Consider the following 16,395-nt stretch of genomic DNA (forward strand, 5'->3'; position numbering starts at 1 on the left):
GGTGTGGGAGCGGCCTCTGGCCGCGATGCGGTGTCGGGGGGATCGCGGCTGGAAGCCGCTCCTACAGTGCGGGAAGAGGGGACAGATTCATGAATCTGTCCCCCTTTTTGGGAGGGTGAGGGCAACCGCCGAGGCTCAGGGCCGCCAGCCCAGGGCCTCGGCCTTGCGCCGGGCGATGCGCGGGAGGTCGGCGGCGACGAAGTGCTCGTGCAGCACCTGCACGCCGATCATGTGGTTGATCACCGCATCCAGCTGCACCTGGGTGGAGGCCGGGGTGTCCTCGGCCTCGTGCAGCTGGAACAGGCGGCGCACGCCATCGGGATCCAGCAGGCCGGCTTCCCGGATCGCCTCGTCTGACAGGTAGCGGTCCGCCAGCGCCTTCATTGCCGCCCACTTCTTTGGATCGGTGTGGGCCGGCGGCGCCATGAAGGCGAACTTCTCGCGCTCGTACAGCACCCGCGGCAATACTCCCTTCATCGCCTCGCGCAGCACGTACTTCTCGGTGCGGCCCTTGATCCGCAGGGTCGGCGGGATCTGGGCCGCGAATTCGGCGAGGTGGTGGTCGAGGAACGGCGGGCGCGCCTCCATGGAGTTCGCCATGTCCACGCGGTCGCCGCCCCAGGTCAGGATCTGCCCTTCCAGCATGGTCTTGATCCAGACGTACTGCGCCTTGTCGAGCGGGTGCCGGCCCTCGAGCATGTCGCCGTCCAGCGCATCCGCGATTGCGGTGCCCGGCTGGTAGCCCTCCAGCCGCTCGCGGCGCTCGGGTGCAAGCAGGCCGGGGACATGCACCGCGGTCGCCAGCCAGGGCTGCAGGCAGGACGGCGTGAAGCCGACCAGCCCGGTCAGCGCGGGATCGTCGATCTCGTCCTGGGCCAGCATCGCGCCGGTCACCAGCTTGTTGCTCTCGCTGAGGAGCTGCTGCCAGGAGGCCCGGTCGGCCTCCGGCAGGGTGTCCAGGCCGTGCAGGAACAGGTCCCGGCGGAAGGCCGGGTATCCGGCGAAGAGTTCGTCGGAGCCCTCGCCGGTGACCACCACCTTGTAGCCGGCCTTGTTCACGTGCCGGCTCATCAGCAGCTTCGCCACGCCGAGCGTGTTGTAGATGGTGCGTTCGGCGTGCCAGAGCGTTTCCACGAAGTTGTCGTAGAGGTGGTCGGCCTGCAGGGTCATCACGTCCTGGTCGGCCCCGACGCTCTCGGCCATCTCCCGGGCGATGGCGGTCTCGTCGTACTCGACATCGTCGAAGCCGATGGTGAAGGCCTTCACCGGGCTCTGCTGGGTGGCGGCCGCCAGCCCCAGCGTGATGCAGGAATCGATGCCTCCGGACAGGTAGCAGGCCACCGGCACGTCCGCCTCCAGCCGCAGCTGCACGGCCTCCATCAGGTGCGAGCGCACCCCCTCGATCCAGTATTCCTCGTCCTCGGGCTTGTGTTCGGCGCGTTCCGATGCCAGCGGGAAGTCCATGTCCCAGTACTTCTCCTCGTGGATCTTCAGCTTTCCATGCGCGCGTTCCACGATCACCATGTGCCCCGGCTTCACCTGGTGCACGCCCTCGAAGGCAGTGGCGCCCGGGACGGTGGTCTGCATCAGCTGGTGGTACAGGCCGGCATCCGAGAACCGGCGCGGCACGTCGGGATGCGCGAACAGCACCTTCAGCTCGGAGCCGAACACGAAGGTCCCGTTGGCCTCCGTGAAATACATCGGCTTGATGCCGAAGCGATCACGGATCAGCACCAGCCGGTCGTGCTCGCGGTCATACAGCGCGATCCCGAACTCGCCCCGGAAGTGCGGGAGCGCATCCTCCAGGCCGACCCGGCGGTAGAGGTGCATCACCATCTCGGAGTCGCTCTTGGTACGGAACTTCACGCCGCGCAGGGTCAGGTCCGCGCGGATGCGCTTGTAGTCGTAGAGTTCGCCATTCACCGCGGTCATGATGCTGCCGTCGTCCATCACGAACGGCTGCCGGCCCCGGTTCTCGTCGAGGTCGATGATGGTCAGCCGGGCGTGGGAGAAGCCTATCCCGCGGTCCTCCTGCACCCGGTAGCCGAAGCCGTCCGGGCCACGGTGGTACTGGATCGCGGCCATCGCCACCAGCGTCTCGGGATCGACCGGGCGGTCCGGGTCGGCGTTGAAGATTCCTGCGATGCCACACATGGCATGTCTCCTGTCGTGTTCAATGTCTGGGTGACCGGTCTTCCGAAATCGCGACGCGAAGCCCTGGCATCCGGAGTGCCGTGGAGGGAGGAATGGCGACGGGCCGGTGGCGGGTGTCGGCAGCAGGGATGCTGCCGTCAAGCCTACAGGGATGTGTTTACGGCGTCCCGCCACCGGCCCGTCGCCATTCCTCCCATCACCCCGGCCTCAATGAGGCCGAGTCACTCTTCCGGAGTATCCATCACCGCGCTGATCCGGCGCACCACCGAGGTCAGCAGCGCCATGCGGATGAACACCGCGCCGCGGGCCTGGGCGAAGTACCAGTTGTGCGGGGTATCGTCGAGCTCGGTCGCCAGCTCCTTGCCCCGCGCGAGCGGGTGCAGGATGATCGCACCGGGCTTCAGCGGGGATTCGCGGGTCAGGTGCAGCCCGGAGCCCAGTGACTCGAAGCTGTCGCCCACCCACGCGATCGCGTTGATGTACACCACGTCCAGCTCCGGCAGCACCGGGTCGAGTTCGCCCACCACCCGCAGGCGCAGGCCGGCCTCCTCCAGTTCCTTGCGCTGACCCGCGTCGAAATTCTCGGGCTCGTTCGAGACGATCACCACCTCCCCGACGGCCTCCGGGAAACAGGCCAGCAGCAACAGCAGGCTGCGCACCGTGCGCATGCGCGACGGCACGCCGATGATCCCGACGCGGATCCGCTCGCCTTCCGGCACCGGTCCCTGCAGCAGCTCCGGCCGCCACTTCGCAATCGTGTACAGATCGGCCATCGCCTGGGTCGGGTGTTCGTCGATGCCGTTGCCCGCGTTCACGATCGGAATGCGCAGGGTGTCCAGCATGTCGTAGACGGCCTGGTCCTCGCTGCTGCGCAGCACGATCACGTCGCCGTAGTTGTTGAACATCTCGGCGATGTCGGCCAGCGATTCCCCCTTGGCGATGCCGGTGCTCTTCGGGTCGGTGATCGACATCACCGCGCCGCCCAGGCGGTGCCACGCACTCTCGAAGGAGAGCCGGGTGCGGGTGGAGGGCTCGTAGAAGGCACTGATCAGGATCTTTCCGGTCAGCGGCAGGTGCATCAGCTGCGGCGTGGATTCGTACTGGGCGGCCAGCCGGAACAGCTGCGCCAGCTTCGCGCGGTCGAACTGGCGGCTGGAGACCACGTGTCTCGACGCCAGCTCCAGCAACGGCTCCGGATCCTCGGGCACCGACTCGAGCAGGCCCCTCGGCCGTTCGATGCCGGCGGTGCCGTCCTTCGGCTGCAGCGGCCGCTGCAGGAGTCTCTCGTGGGTTGTCACCACACACTTCCCCTCTTCCAGTCACGAATGAACAGTGCGATCAGCAGGAACGGTGCCAGCGTGGCAACCGCGGTCGCCACCACCACAACGGTGCCCAGGGCCTCGACGGAGATCATCATCGCGCACCTCGCGTTACCGGCGCTGCACTGTGCGGCTCGGCCTCGGCCAGCAGCCGCCAGTCGAAGTCACGCGGCGCCAGCCAGGTGGACAGCACGAGCACCGCGAGCGAGACCGCCGCACCGACCAGCGCCGCGACGTAGAATCCGATGGTGAAGTAACTGACCAGGCCCAGCGTGGTGCCGGCGATCATGCTCAGGCCGGCGCCGGTCGGGTTGGCCCGCCGCCAGTACAGCCCGGCGACCACCGGCCAGATCGCGCTGGCGACGAAGGCGCCGGTGAAATAAAGCACCTCGGCCAGCGAACCGATCACCGGCAGCTCGCCCCGGTAGCTCGCGGCGGCCCAGGTCACCAGGCCCAGCAGCACCACGATGACCTTGGTCGCGCGGAACTGCTCGTGATCGGATGCCCTGTTGCGGATGTGGCCGCGGTAGATGTCCCGCGTGACCAGGTCCGATGTCGCGGCCAGCAGCGAGTCGAGGCTCGAGGCCAGGGCCGCGAAGACCACGATGAAGACCACGATCGCGCCCGTCAGGCCCAGGACCTCGGCCGCGACCAGCGGACCCACCATGTCCGCAACCGGCACGTTGATGCCCAGCGCCGGCGTGGCCAGCGCAACGAAGCCGGCAACGATCGGAATCGGCAGCCACAGCAGGCCGGCCAGCAGGTAGGCCCGGAACCCCACGCTCCTGCCGAAGGCGAAGGCTCGCGACCACCACACGTTCGAGTGGAAGATCTCGCCGACGCCGAAGAACAGATTGTTGAACAGGAACATGATCGCGGCCGGGAACAGCAGATTCAGCAGTTGCGGGCGCTCTTCCATCAGGTTGAAGTGGATCGCCTCGAAGCCGACCTTGTCGATGGTCAGCCAGGCGATGAAGGCGACGCCGAGCACGATGATGATCGTCTGCACGAAGTCGGTGCCGATGACCGCGCGCAGCCCCCCGAGCAGCGTGTAGAGCACGCAGACCGTGAGGATCACCGTCATGCCTACGCGGTAGTCGATGCCGGCGAGGGCGTTGATGAGCACCCCGCCGGCCATGGCGAGGCTGACCAGCCAGCCGAAGGCGTAGATCAGCGACACCACCAGAAAGACCCGCCAGGTGAACTTCCCGAAGCGCAGGCGGATGAAGTCTCCGGAGGTGAAGCCGTGCGGCATCAGCTCGCGGATGCGCCGGGCCAGCGGTGCGAAGAGGATCAGGCCCAGCGCCCCGAGCGAGTAGCCGAACATGCCCCAGACGCCCAGCTGCAGCGCCAGCTGTGGCGCGGTCATCGTGGTGTTCGCGGTCACCCAGGTGGCCATCGCGGTAGCCGTGGCCAGTGCCAGGCCGACGTTGCGGCCGGCCAGCATGTGGTCCTCGGCGGTCTTGTTCTTGCGGCCGAGGTACCAGCCCAGGATCACCCACAGGATGCCGAAGGCAATCAGGATGCCCCAGGCAATGCCCTCGGGAAGGATCGCGACTTCTTCGGCGGCGGTCATGAGGCCTCCCGCACCCGGGTGATCTCGGCGATGGCCTGATCCGTGGTCATCACGCGCGCGTAGCGGTCGCGAATGGTGGTGATGGTCGCCTCCTGCAGCTCCGGCGTCACGGTGGCGCAGCCGTCCTCGACCAGCGTGACGTAGAAGCCGAGGTCACAGGCGTCGCGCACCGCAGTGGACACGCACTCGTTCGAGTACACGCCGACGATGAAGATCGAGCTGATGTCGAGGTTGCGCAGCACATAGTGCAGGTTGGTCGAATTGAACACGCCGCTCGCGGTCTTGTTCAGCACGATCTCGTCACCGACCGGCGCGACGATCTCGAGGAACTCGGCCTCCTTCGATCCCGGTGGTGCGTGCAGATTCAGGCGCTTGTGGCCCGGACTGCGGTCGCGGCCATCGCGGGTCATCGACTGGATGCGCGAGTGGATGACCTCCAGTCCGTGGGTTCGGAAGGCATCCTGCAGCCGGCGCACGTTGGGAAGCACGACCGCCTCGAGTTCCTGGAAGTAGTACTCCTGGGCCTTCAGCGGCACGCCCGAGGCCGCTGCGTCGGCAAACACCCCGAAGCCGCGCGCCGCGTCGAGGTACTGCAGATCGATGCACAGCAGCGCGACGTGATGCCGCGCGAGTTCCTGGCGCAGCAGACGCGTGGAGATCAGGCTGCCGCGGTACTGCTCGCGGAGCGGATCGAGCGCGTCGAAGTCGGTGAGCGGGGCGACCTTGTCGTTCATGCGGCGTCTTCCTCTCAGTGCCTCGCGGCCAGCGCGAGCACGCTGCGCAGCATCAGGTTGGCCCCGGCCTCGATGTCCTCCCAGTTGGTCCACTCGCCGGAGGAGTGGCTGCGTCCCTCGATGCTGGGCACGAAGATCATCCCGGTGCGGGCGACCGCGCTCATGCTCTGCGTGTCGTGAGCGGCACCGCTGGGCAGGCGCAGGTAGTCGAGGCCCATCGTCTCCGCCTCGCTAGCGATCAGGTCCAGCAGGCCGGGATCGCAACGGGTCGGGGTGATCTCGGAGAGGACGTCGAACTCGAACATCAGGTCGCGCCGCCGGGCGATGCTGGACAGTGTGCGCCGCGAGGCGTCGGACAGGGCCTTCAGTACGCGCTCGTCGGTGTCGCGCACCTCGAGGGAGAAGGTGGCCTGTCCCGGTATCGTGTTCGGCGCGCCCGGCCACAGTTCCACGCGGCCGATCGTCGCGCGGCTGTTCGGGCCACCGTGCTCCTCGAGGATCCTGTTCACCTCGCCCCCGAACTCCGCCAGCCCCTGGAAGGCGTCGATGCGCATGTCCATGGGCGTGGTGCCGGCGTGGTTCGGCTGACCCTTCAGCCGTACCTCCCACTTGAACAGGCCGGTGATCGCCTCGACGATGCCGACGCCGATCCGCCTGCGATCCAGCACCGGCCCCTGCTCGATGTGCAGCTCCAGGAAGGCGTGGATGGTCGCCGGGTCGCGGCGCGCGGTCAGTGCCTCGTTGGCATCCAGGCCCCAGGCGGCCATCGCGTCCACCAGCGTGACGCCCTCGAGGTCGCGCGCGCTCTGGATGCGCTCCGGGGTCAGCTGCCCCGCCAGCGCCTGTGAGCCGAACATGCCGCCGAAGCGTCCCTCCTCGTCGCTGAAGTCGATCACCTCGAGCGGGTAGCGCAGCGGAATCCCCGCCTCCTTCACGCGGCGCAGCACCTCCAGCCCGACCAGGACGCCGAGCGCGCCGTCCAGCGGACCGCCCCCGGGGACGGTATCGAGGTGGGAGCCCATCACCACCGCGGGCCGCTGGCCGTCGTAGTCCAGCCGGCCGTGCAGATTGGCCGCGCCGTCCTGGAACAGCTCCAGCCCGGCGGTGGCCAGGCGCTGCCGGAACCAGTCGCGGCCCTGCCGGTCGCCTTCGCTGAAGGCGCGCCGGTTCAGGCCCAGCACCGCATCGCGGCCGATCTGCCCGAGGTCGAGGACGTCCTGGCGCAGGCGGGCCATGTCCACCTGCAGTCCGCCCTCGGTGGCTGCCGGGGTGGTGCGGACGTGTTCGCTTGCGTCGTTCATGCCAGTCTCCTTCCCCGTGCGATGGCCAGGATCAGTACCACGAATAGCGCGGCGCCGAGAGCGAAAAACAGGAAGGCCCGGCCGAGCGGATGGTGTTCCACCACCACCACCGCCTGGTCGGCCCACTCCTCGGCGCCCTCCTCCCGGATCCGGAAGCGGTATTCGCCATTCGGAAGCCCGCTGATGGTCGTGCGGGTGTCGCTGCCCCGGTAGATGATGCGTGCGTCCTCGTACTCCGGCCCCGACGCCTGCTCCAGTTCGAAGCGCTCGGCCCCGTCCCAGTTCAGCTTGAAGAAGCCGGCCGAATCCGTCTCCGGGGGCGAGTCGAAGGCGGGGTCGGCGATACCCTGGGCCGAGAGCGTCAGCCCGACCAGCACCAGCAGTGACCACAGCAGGGACCGGCACCTGAGCCGCACGGGAATCATCATTCGCGGGCCTCCCCGCGGGCAAGGGCGCGCCGGGCCGCGGTGCAGGGTTTGCGCGCGCCGGGCCGCTGGCGCCGGGGCCAGCCGCGCTCCGCCGGCGCGGGGAGGGGCCAGCCTCCGGTGCATGCGGGTTGCTCGGTGCGGTTCATCGGATCCCCTCGTAGGGCTGCAGCCCCGCCTTCGGTTCGGTCGACGCCATGCGGGCGATGACCGACTCCAGGGCCTCTTCCAGGCCCAGCAACTGCCCGGGTTCCATGTCCTGAAGGGCGCGGTTCAGTTCACCCTGCGGGGCTGCCGGCGCCCGGTCCAGCAGCGCCTGCCCCGCGTCGGTCACGAAGAGTCGGACGATCCGCTGGTCGCGTCCGCGGCGGCGTTCGACCAGGCCGCCCTGTTCCAGCTTGTCCAGCAGGTTGGAGGCGGTGGAGGGATGCACGGAGAGCTTCCGCGACAGTTCGCTGACGCTCAGGCCAGCCGAGAGCTGGACCTCCCAGAGCGCCCAGAGCTGCGCGGCGCTGATGCCGCAGGCGCGCTCCACGCTGCGCGAATGGCCCTGCAGCGCGCGAATGATCACCCGCAACTGGCGGATTACCGAGCGCACGGCGTCATGCGTGTCGGCGGTGTCCGGGGCCGGGACAAGCTCTGTGGCCATCTCTGCGGGTTCCTGATCGGTGAACCAGCCATTAGTTTTGTGCAAAACTAATTACAGCGCAAATGCCTCGGCGGCGACGGGCCGGGCCTGGCAAGCGCACAGCCGCGGACCATTGTCGAGCCTTGGCGGAGCCGACGCCAGCGCACCGGTTCGGGCCCGGTGCCTGTTGCGACGAGGATACACGCAGGCGGGCGTGTGGGCACAAAAGCAACATGCGTCTGGTCTTGATGTGTCAAATCGGATACAATGACGCAACCTCTTCGTTGGGCGCCGGGAATTCAGGGAGTTGGTCGCCCGTTCGTTACTGGCCGCGTGTGGCCGCAAGGACACCATCAGTCTGCTGCGCTGCGTCCAAACAATGAAAACACCTGGAGAAACGACCATGCTTTCAAGAAAGCTTCTCGCCGCCGCCGTCGCGGCCTCGCTCGTGGTTCCGGGCGTCGCCGCCGCCGAATACGACAGCATTCAGGTCGGCAACCTGTCGATCGGCGGCGCTTTGCGCGCGAACTACCGCATTGGCGATTACGACGGCACCCGCAGCGACTTCGACAAGGGCGGTGACTTTTTTCTGGATACCGCCCGGATCAACCTCGACTACGCAAGCGGACCGTGGCTCGGCAAGCTCGAGTACCGCTGGTACAGCGGTTACAACATGCTGCATACCGGCTGGGTCGGGTACGACTTCGAAAACGAGAGCCAGGTGCAGGTGGGCGTGAATCGCGTGCCCTTCGGGCCCGGCGCCTACGGTGTGTCCCAGAGCTGGTTCTTCGATCAGCACTACTATGTGGGTCTTTCGGACGACATGGACCTGGGCGTGAAGTACACCCTGCCGGCTGGCGACTGGACCTGGGATTTCGGCTATTACCTGCAGGACGAGGGCGACTGGTCGGGCGACACCCGTGACAGCGCGCGCTACTCCTACGATGTCGTGAACGAGAGCGGCAGTGGCTACGAGGAGCGCAACCAGGTCAACCTCCGCGGCATCTACAGCCTGCCGAACGTCGCGGTCGATACCGACATCGGCTTCTCGGCGCAGTACGGCGAGCTGGACAGCAAGGGCCCGCAGGGTGACGGCGATCACTACGCGTTGTCCCTGCACATGGTGAACAAGTGGGACAACTGGACGCTGGCCTCCCAGCTGACGGGCTACACCTTCGATGTGTCCGCGGACCAGCCGCTCGGCACCGATGAGCTTGTCCAGTTCGGCGCCTTCGACTTCCCGAATACCGTGGCGGCGGAGGGCTACATTCCGGCTGTATCGCTCAGCTACTTCCTGGAGACCCCGACGATCCCGTGGCTGGACTTCGTGATCCCCTATGCGGAGTACAGCGCCATCCTGAAGCGGGAGAGCGACTTCAACGACAGCAATCTCGCCGTGCTGGGCGCGGCCTGGGGTCGCGGCAACTGGTACATCTACAGTGAGTTCGCCTTCTCCGACGGCAACGAGTTCGTCGGTGGGGACACCGCGTTTGGTGACCGTCTGGGTGCCAACGAAGATGACGACTGGCTGACGCGCTTCAACATCAACCTCGGTTACTATTTCTGACCGCAGCGATTCCGCGCCGCGGTCGGGCGGAATCGCTTCTTCCCGGGCCCGCGCCGTATGGCGCGGGCCTTTTTACTTGAGGGTCCTCTCCACCCGTCGCGAGCCCCCCTGCGGCACGCTGTGATCGCCGGGGGTGACGCGAAACCGAGACGGTTAGCCCCGTCCGGGCTGCGGTACGCGATCCGGATTCGCGACGCGCATCATGAGCAGGGCGAGCAGGATCGCCGGCAAGCCGATCGCCGCTGCGAAGATGAAGAACCAGGACCAGCCGACGGCCTCGGCCAGCAGGCCGGTGAAGCCGGCGAGGAACTGCCCGGGAAGGGTCATCACGGAGCTGAACAGCGCGTACTGGGTGGCGGTGTAGGCGCTGTTGGTCAGGCTCGAGAGGTAGGCGATGAAGACCGAGATCGCAAGCCCGCCGCTGATGTTGTCCGCGATGATCGCGAAGACCAGCCCGTAGAGCTCGGGTCCCAGTGCGGCCAGCCAGGAGAAGGTCAGATTGGTCAGCGGCGCGAGCACCGCGGTGAAGATCAGCATGCGCATGATCCCGAAGCGCATCACCAGGAGCCCGCCGAGTGCGGCCCCGGTGAGCGTCATCGCAAGCCCGAAGGCCGCGGCCACGTTGGCGATCTCGCCCTTGGTGAAGCCCAGGTCGAGATAGAAGGGATTCGCCATCACGCCCATGAAGATGTCGCTGATGCGGAAAGTGGCGATGAACAGCAGTACCGCGATCGCGGTCAGGCCGAAGCGCTGCCAGAAGTCCGCGAACGGCCCGACCACCGCGCCGATGAACCAGGCCGTGAGGTCGCGACGCCAGCCCCGGTGGTGGGTACGGTCGAGGTAGTCGACCACCCGCTGTTCCAGCTGCCGGGTCTGCCGGTCGATGCCGACCTCGGGCTCGCGGATGATCAGTGTGGTCACGATCCCCACCGCCATCAGCGCGGCCATGGTCCCGTAGGCCGGACCCCAGTCCCAGCCTGCGGCGATGTGCAGCGCTCCGGCGCCGGCTGCGAGCAGCGCAACCCGATACCCGAAGACGTAGGTCGCCGCCATCGCGCCCTGGCGGTCGCGCGTTACCGCCTCGATGCGGTAGGCGTCGATCGCGATGTCCTGGGTCGCGGAACCGAAGGCCGCCAGCACCGCCCAGACCGCAACCAGCCAGAGCTGCTCGCGCGGATCGGTCAGGGCGATGCCGGCCAGCGCGAGCGCGATCACCCCCTGTGCGAGCAGCATCCAGGCACGGCGGCGCCCGAACCAGCGGGTCAGCAGCGGCAGTTGCAGGCGATCGACGATCGGGGCCCAGAAGACCTTGATGCTGTGGGCCATGCCGACCCAGCTCAGGAAGCCGATCGCGGCCAGTTCCACCCCGAGGTCGCGCAGCCAGGCGGTGAAGGTGCCGCCGACCAGCAGCAGCGGCAGCCCCGCCGAGAACCCGAGGAACAGCATCCCGATGACCCGCGGGTTCCGGTACACCGCGAGCGCTTCGCGCCAGTCGTGCTGTCCCGGCTTCGGCGCGGTATCGTTCATGCGCGTGTGCCCGGCTTCGATGTGGTGGCCCGCCCCGCGGGACGCCGTGAATACCTCCCTGTGGGCCTGACGGCCGCATCCCTGCGGCCGACACCCGCGGACCGGTCCACCGCAACGAAGCCCACGGCGCCGCAACTTATCCAGGGAACCCCTGACCGCCGAGAGGGTCCGCCTTCAGCGGGCGGGGTGTGCAAGTCGGTGTAGGGTGGGTGAAGCGCAGCGCACCCACCCACCGGCGTCGCGACCAGCCCCCACGACCGCCGTTCAACCCCCCGGCTCAAAATCGTAGTCGATCCAGAACGGCGCATGATCCGAGAACCGCTGTTCCTTGAAGATCACCGGATCCCGTGCGGTGGCGGCGAGCGCGGGCGTTGCCACCTGGTAGTCGATGCGCCAGCCCACGTTCTTCGCCCAGGCCTGGCCGCGGTTCGACCACCAGGTGTACTGCTCCGGGCGCTGGTCGAGTCTTCGAAAGACGTCGACCAGTCCCGCCTCGCCGAAGACCCGGTCCATCCAGGCACGCTCTTCCGGCAGGAAACCGGAATTCTTCCGGTTCGACTTCCAGTTCTTCAGATCGATCTCGCGGTGCGCGATGTTCCAGTCGCCGCAGATCAGCCACTCGCGCCCGTCCTTCGCCCGCTGCGCGAGCCAGGGCAGGAAGAAGTCCAGGAAGCGATACTTGGACTCCTGCCGGTGGTCGCCCGACGAGCCCGACGGCAGGTAAAGCGAAACGACGGAGAGTTCGCCGAAGCGCATCTCGACGTAGCGACCCTCGCGGTCGGCCTCCTCGAGGCCGCAGTGCGTGATCACCGCGTCGGGCTGTACCCGGCTGTAGAGGGCCACGCCGCTGTAGCCGGGCCTCTCGGCATCGACATAGGCGCAGTGGTAGCCCGCCGGGTGGAAGACGGGGTCGGCCAGCTGCTCGATGCGCGCCCGCGTCTCCTGCAGGCAGACGACGTCGGCATCCGCCTCGGGCAGCCACTCGAAGAAGCCCTTGCGGGCGGCGGCACGGATGCCGTTCGCGTTCATGCTGAGTACACGCATGGGGCGGAAAGATACTCGCGCCGGGGTCCCCGGGGAAGGGCAAAGGCCTTGGAGTGCGGGAGCCTGCTCCCGCTTTGGGTTGCGGAAGCTTGCTTCCTTGGCAGGAGGCGAGCCTCCCGCCCGAAGGCGGCGGCAGGCCGCCGCACTCCCGGGGCGCCGGGAACCTGTCGGTGTGCGACAATCAGGCCTTTTCGGGATCTCGCTCATGTCCGCGAAGGAATTTCTTGCCTACTGTCTCGAACGCGACGTGCTGCGCTTCGGGGAGTTCACGCTGAAGTCGGGCCGCGTGAGCCCGTACTTCTTCAACGCCGGCCTGTTCAACCGCGGTTCCGACCTCGCGCGCCTCGGGCGCTACTACGCCGAGGCGATCACCCGCAGCGGGCTCGAGTTCGACCTGGTCTTCGGGCCGGCCTACAAGGGCATCCCGCTGGCCGCGTCCGTCGCGATCGCACTGCATACCGAGCACGGGCGCGACCTGCCGTGGGCCTTCAACCGCAAGGAGGCGAAGGACCACGGCGAGGGGGGCAACGTGGTCGGCGCGCCATTGCGCGGGCGGGTGCTGATCATCGACGACGTGATCACCGCCGGCACCGCGATCCGGGAGGCGGTGGAGCTCATCCGCGCCGCAGGTGCGGAGCCGGTCGGGGTCGCGATCGCGCTGGATCGTGAGGAGCGCGGACGGGGCGACCGCTCGGCGATCCAGGAACTCGAGGCCGGGGCCGGCCTGCGGGTGATCCGCGTCGCCCGTCTGACGGACCTGATTGCGATGCTCGAGGCGGACGCGCGGGACCCGAAGCACCTGGCGGCGCTGAGGGCCTACCGGGAGCAGTACGGGGTCTGAGCGGAGTGGTGCCCCGGGGACAGATTGATAAATCTGTCCCCTTTTCCCTACTTTTCCCTTTCCTCCCGTCCCCCGCGGTAACCACCGGATTCTTGCAAAGCCCGCTGCGCTTCTATAGCGTGCTGGGCGTACCACAAGCTGGGGGTGCCGGTCTCATGCCGGCTGAGAGAGTCCCCTTGAACCTGAACCGGTTCGCACCGGCGGAGGGAAGCTTGCGGCGCTGCCCCTACTGCGGCCCCGTTTCCTCCGCCCGTCCCCGCCTGGAGGAAACACCATGAGCGCCATCCCCGAAGAGTTTGTCCGCCGCACCGCGCAGGTCTCGGAGGCCGTCACCCGACCGTTCCCCCAATCCCGCAAGATCTTCGTGCAGGGCAGCCGCCCGGACCTCCGGGTGCCGATGCGCGAGATCGTGCAGGACGCGACCCAGGCCTCCATGGGTGCCGAGGAGAATCCGCCGATCACGGTCTACGACACCTCCGGGCCCTACACGGATCCGCAGGCGCGGATCGATCTGATGCAGGGGCTGCCCGATCTGCGCGAGGGCTGGATCGAGGAACGCGGTGACACCGCGCGGCTGGAGGGGCCCAGCTCGGAATTCGGCCGCGCCCGCGCCGAAGCCCCGGAGCTGGCGAGCCTGCGCTTCGCACACATCCGTGCGCCGCGGCGTGCGCTGGCCGGCCAGAACGTCACCCAGATGCACTACGCCCGCCGCGGCATCGTGACCCCGGAGATGGAGTTCGTCGCGATCCGGGAGAACAATCGCCTGCAGGAGATGCGCGCCGACCCGCGCTACGCGAAGCTGCTGCGCCAGCACGCCGGGGAATCCTTTGGCGCCGCCATCCCCGACGAGATCACCCCGGAATTCGTGCGCGACGAGATCGCGGCGGGGCGCGCGATCATCCCGGCGAACATCAACCACCCGGAGCTGGAGCCGATGATCATCGGCCGCAACTTCCGGGTGAAGATCAACACCAACATCGGCAACTCGGCAGTCACCTCGAGCATCGAGGAGGAGGTGGAGAAGCTGGTCTGGTCCTGCCGCTGGGGCGGCGACACCCTGATGGACCTGTCCACCGGAAAGAACATCCACGAGACGCGCGAGTGGATCCTGCGCAACGCGCCGGTGCCGATCGGCACCGTGCCGATCTATCAGGCACTGGAGAAGGTCGACGGCAGGGCCGAGGAACTGACCTGGGAGCTCTTCCGCGATACGCTGGTCGAGCAGGCGGAGCAGGGCGTGGACTACTTCACCATCCATGCCGGGGTGCGCCTGCCCTACGTGCCGCTGACTGCGGACCGGGTCACCGGCATCGTCTCCCGCGGTGGCTCGATCATGGCCAAGTGGTGTCTCGCGCACCACCAGGAGAACTTCCTGTACACGCACTTCGCCGAGATCTGCGAGATCATGAAGGCCTACGACGTGTCCTTCTCGCTCGGCGACGGCCTGCGGCCGGGCTGCATCGCGGATGCAAACGACCGTGCGCAGTTCGCCGAGCTGGAGACGCTGGGCGAGCTCACGCAGATCGCCTGGGAGCACGACGTGCAGGTGATGATCGAGGGCCCCGGCCACATCCCGCTGCACAGGGTGAAGGAGAACGTGGACAAGGAACTGGCCGACTGCCTGGAGGCGCCGTTCTACACCCTCGGGCCGCTGGTCACCGACATCGCGCCGGCCTACGACCACATCACCTCCGGCATCGGCGCCGCGAACATCGGCTGGTATGGCACCGCGATGCTCTGCTACGTGACCCCGAAGGAGCACCTGGGCCTGCCGAACCGGGAGGACGTGCGCGACGGCATCATCACCTACCGGATCGCGGCGCATGCCGCCGACCTCGCGAAGGGCTTCCCCGGGGCGCAGGTCCGCGACAACGCGCTGTCCAAGGCGCGCTTCGAATTCCGCTGGCAGGACCAGTTCAACCTGTCGCTGGACCCGGAGCGCGCGCGCGAGTTTCACGATCAGACCCTGCCCAGGGAGGCGCACAAGGTCGCGCACTTCTGCTCCATGTGCGGCCCGAACTTCTGCTCGATGAAGATCACGCAGGACGTGCGCGACTACGCGGCGCAGCAGGGACTCTCCGAGCAGGAGGCCCTCGAGAAGGGCATGCAGGAGAAGGCGGCGGAGTTCGTGCAGAAGGGCGCCCGGATCTACCGGGAGCTTTGAGCACAGTGCGGTGCCGCGGGGACAGATTTGAAATCTGTCCCGGCCTCCCGTGATACTCGGACATCAGAATCGCTCGGTGGGCGGGCCCAGGAACGCGGGAATGGACACGATGTCTCTACGGAAACGCAGCGCCGGCCCTGGCACCGCGGTGCTCGTCCTGTCGCTGGTCGGCCTCCTGCTGGGCGGCTGCGCTGCGGTGGAGAAGGACAAGCGTGTGCTTGGCCTCGACGCGACCACGAGGGCCTATCTCGCCGCACTGCGCTGGAGTGATTTCGAGGGCGCCGTCGCGTTCCTGCCTCCGGAAACGCGGCCGCAGGAATTGCCCGGGATGTTCACCGACCTGCGTATCACGCGCTACGAGGTCCTGCGGCCGCCGGTGATGCTGTCGGAGACGCGGGCGACCCAGACCGTCGGAATCGAGTATCTCTACGAGTACAGGCAGATCGTTGAGAAGATCACCGACCGCCAGTCATGGCGCTGGGACGACGAGGCGCAGACCTGGTGGCTCGAATCGGGTTTGCCCGATTTCTGATGCCGGGGGTGGCCGGAAGCCGGTCATCACGGCTGAACAATCACGGCAGACGCAGGCTGGCGACCGCACCGAGGGCCTGCCGGATCTGCTCGATGCTCGGCGGACGCACTTCGTGGGCGCGTGCGTAGGACCCCACGCAGGTCAACCGCAGGACATCCGGCTGCTCGGCGCTGGACAGCCACAGGTGATGGCCCCGCCACATCCAGGTGTTGCCGCCGCTGTCATAGCCCGCGCGCAGGCCGGCGCGCATCAAACCGCCGTCCGGAATCCGCTGTCGGGCGAAGTCGTCCATGCCCTGAACCCGGATCACCTCGAAACGCCCCGGTTCCACCGTCTGGCTCCGTTCGCGGTCGAGCGTGTTCACCTCGAGGTTGCACGCCGGATGCCACCAGTCCTGCCCCGCGACCACACTGCCGCGCTGCAGCCAGACGCGCGTGCGCCCCGCCGGAATCGTGATTGGCTGGTGAATCTCCAGCACCGATCCCTCCGGGACCGGGTAAAAGGGAGAGGCCGGATCGGGCTCGACCTCGACCAGCGCGCAGCCGGACAGGGTCAGTACGGCAATCAGCAGCAAAGGGATTGG

Annotated in this window: 15 protein-coding genes and 1 riboswitch; of the genes, 4 read left to right on the top strand and 11 right to left on the bottom strand. The window is 67.7% G+C overall.

What is annotated here, in order from left to right:
* Nucleotides 1-135 precede the first annotated feature (135 nt).
* From asnB to ACESMN_RS10760, 8 genes are all read right to left on the bottom strand, one after another.
* On the bottom strand, nt 136-2,154 hold the full coding sequence (asnB, locus tag ACESMN_RS10725; RefSeq protein ID WP_373053592.1) for an asparagine synthase (glutamine-hydrolyzing): 2,019 nt from the start codon (nt 2,152-2,154) through the stop codon (nt 136-138).
* A gap of 221 nt (nt 2,155-2,375) precedes the next feature.
* A complete protein-coding gene (locus ACESMN_RS10730; protein WP_373053593.1) occupies nt 2,376-3,452 on the bottom strand; it encodes an aspartate carbamoyltransferase in 1,077 nt (358 codons plus the stop codon).
* Nucleotides 3,449-3,571, bottom strand: coding sequence for a hypothetical protein (locus ACESMN_RS10735; protein ID WP_373053594.1), 123 nt, complete (start codon nt 3,569-3,571; stop codon nt 3,449-3,451). The genes ACESMN_RS10730 and ACESMN_RS10735 overlap by 4 nt, the downstream gene beginning before the upstream one ends.
* Nucleotides 3,568-5,049, bottom strand: a complete 1,482-nt coding sequence (locus tag ACESMN_RS10740; protein WP_373053595.1) for a sodium:solute symporter family protein — start codon at nt 5,047-5,049, stop codon at nt 3,568-3,570. Before ACESMN_RS10740 ends, ACESMN_RS10735 begins: the two co-directional genes overlap by 4 nt.
* A complete protein-coding gene (locus ACESMN_RS10745; protein WP_373053596.1) occupies nt 5,046-5,783 on the bottom strand; it encodes a cysteine hydrolase family protein in 738 nt (245 codons plus the stop codon). Before ACESMN_RS10745 ends, ACESMN_RS10740 begins: the two co-directional genes overlap by 4 nt.
* A 14-nt stretch (nt 5,784-5,797) precedes the next feature.
* Complete coding sequence (locus ACESMN_RS10750) at nt 5,798-7,084, bottom strand: Zn-dependent hydrolase (RefSeq protein WP_373053597.1); 1,287 nt, start codon at nt 7,082-7,084, stop codon at nt 5,798-5,800.
* Nucleotides 7,081-7,509 carry a hypothetical protein gene (locus tag ACESMN_RS10755; RefSeq protein WP_373053606.1) on the bottom strand — a complete coding sequence of 143 codons (429 nt, stop codon included), beginning with the start codon at nt 7,507-7,509 and terminating at the stop codon, nt 7,081-7,083. The genes ACESMN_RS10750 and ACESMN_RS10755 overlap by 4 nt, the downstream gene beginning before the upstream one ends.
* Nucleotides 7,510-7,654: 145 nt before the next feature.
* Nucleotides 7,655-8,158: a MarR family winged helix-turn-helix transcriptional regulator gene (locus ACESMN_RS10760; protein ID WP_373053598.1), complete on the bottom strand. Its 504-nt coding sequence runs from the start codon at nt 8,156-8,158 to the stop codon at nt 7,655-7,657.
* Between the two features lie 382 nt (nt 8,159-8,540).
* Between ACESMN_RS10760 and ACESMN_RS10765 the strand changes: the two genes are divergently transcribed.
* Nucleotides 8,541-9,704 carry a hypothetical protein gene (locus ACESMN_RS10765; RefSeq protein WP_373053599.1) on the top strand — a complete coding sequence of 388 codons (1,164 nt, stop codon included), beginning with the start codon at nt 8,541-8,543 and terminating at the stop codon, nt 9,702-9,704.
* 153 nt (nt 9,705-9,857) lie between these two features.
* Here the strand turns inward: ACESMN_RS10765 and ACESMN_RS10770 are convergent, their stop codons facing one another.
* On the bottom strand, nt 9,858-11,231 hold the full coding sequence (locus ACESMN_RS10770) for an AmpG family muropeptide MFS transporter (RefSeq protein WP_373053600.1): 1,374 nt from the start codon (nt 11,229-11,231) through the stop codon (nt 9,858-9,860).
* A gap of 264 nt (nt 11,232-11,495) precedes the next feature.
* The gene (locus ACESMN_RS10775) at nt 11,496-12,275 is read right to left on the bottom strand and encodes an exodeoxyribonuclease III (RefSeq protein ID WP_373053601.1); all 780 of its coding nucleotides are present in this window, start codon (nt 12,273-12,275) and stop codon (nt 11,496-11,498) included.
* A 205-nt stretch (nt 12,276-12,480) separates the two neighbouring features.
* Here ACESMN_RS10775 and pyrE point away from each other — a divergent pair, with 205 nt between their 5' ends.
* The 3 genes from pyrE to ACESMN_RS10790 all read left to right on the top strand — a co-directional run bounded on the left by pyrE (nt 12,481) and on the right by ACESMN_RS10790 (nt 15,812).
* Nucleotides 12,481-13,116 carry an orotate phosphoribosyltransferase gene (pyrE, locus tag ACESMN_RS10780; protein ID WP_373053602.1) on the top strand — a complete coding sequence of 212 codons (636 nt, stop codon included), beginning with the start codon at nt 12,481-12,483 and terminating at the stop codon, nt 13,114-13,116.
* A gap of 130 nt (nt 13,117-13,246) precedes the next feature.
* Nucleotides 13,247-13,342, top strand: a riboswitch (TPP riboswitch).
* A gap of 48 nt (nt 13,343-13,390) precedes the next feature.
* The gene (gene thiC / locus ACESMN_RS10785) at nt 13,391-15,280 is read left to right on the top strand and encodes a phosphomethylpyrimidine synthase ThiC (protein ID WP_373053603.1); all 1,890 of its coding nucleotides are present in this window, start codon (nt 13,391-13,393) and stop codon (nt 15,278-15,280) included.
* Between the two features lie 109 nt (nt 15,281-15,389).
* Nucleotides 15,390-15,812, top strand: coding sequence for a hypothetical protein (locus ACESMN_RS10790; RefSeq protein WP_373053604.1), 423 nt, complete (start codon nt 15,390-15,392; stop codon nt 15,810-15,812).
* Between the two features lie 40 nt (nt 15,813-15,852).
* Here the strand turns inward: ACESMN_RS10790 and ACESMN_RS10795 are convergent.
* A partial coding sequence (locus ACESMN_RS10795) for a hypothetical protein (protein WP_373053605.1) occupies nt 15,853-16,395 on the bottom strand: 543 nt, incomplete at its 5' end.

This window comes from Thioalkalivibrio sp. (assembly GCF_041690275.1).
GTDB lineage: Bacteria > Pseudomonadota > Gammaproteobacteria > Ectothiorhodospirales > Ectothiorhodospiraceae > Thioalkalivibrio.

Bases quoted from the DNA above. Each gene is read 5' to 3' on its own strand.
- ACESMN_RS10735 (WP_373053594.1), bottom strand. From the start codon at position 3,571: ATGATGATCTCCGTCGAGGCCCTGGGCACCGTTGTGGTGGTGGCGACC.
- ACESMN_RS10775 (WP_373053601.1), bottom strand. From the start codon at position 12,275: ATGCGTGTACTCAGCATGAACGCGAACGGCATCCGTGCCGCCGCCCGC.
- ACESMN_RS10745 (WP_373053596.1), bottom strand. From the start codon at position 5,783: ATGAACGACAAGGTCGCCCCGCTCACCGACTTCGACGCGCTCGATCCG.
- asnB (WP_373053592.1), bottom strand. From the start codon at position 2,154: ATGTGTGGCATCGCAGGAATCTTCAACGCCGACCCGGACCGCCCGGTC.
- pyrE (WP_373053602.1), top strand. From the start codon at position 12,481: ATGTCCGCGAAGGAATTTCTTGCCTACTGTCTCGAACGCGACGTGCTG.
- ACESMN_RS10790 (WP_373053604.1), top strand. From the start codon at position 15,390: ATGTCTCTACGGAAACGCAGCGCCGGCCCTGGCACCGCGGTGCTCGTC.
- thiC (WP_373053603.1), top strand. From the start codon at position 13,391: ATGAGCGCCATCCCCGAAGAGTTTGTCCGCCGCACCGCGCAGGTCTCG.
- ACESMN_RS10765 (WP_373053599.1), top strand. From the start codon at position 8,541: ATGCTTTCAAGAAAGCTTCTCGCCGCCGCCGTCGCGGCCTCGCTCGTG.
- ACESMN_RS10755 (WP_373053606.1), bottom strand. From the start codon at position 7,509: ATGATTCCCGTGCGGCTCAGGTGCCGGTCCCTGCTGTGGTCACTGCTG.
- ACESMN_RS10760 (WP_373053598.1), bottom strand. From the start codon at position 8,158: ATGGCCACAGAGCTTGTCCCGGCCCCGGACACCGCCGACACGCATGAC.
- ACESMN_RS10770 (WP_373053600.1), bottom strand. From the start codon at position 11,231: ATGAACGATACCGCGCCGAAGCCGGGACAGCACGACTGGCGCGAAGCG.
- ACESMN_RS10750 (WP_373053597.1), bottom strand. From the start codon at position 7,084: ATGAACGACGCAAGCGAACACGTCCGCACCACCCCGGCAGCCACCGAG.
- ACESMN_RS10740 (WP_373053595.1), bottom strand. From the start codon at position 5,049: ATGACCGCCGCCGAAGAAGTCGCGATCCTTCCCGAGGGCATTGCCTGG.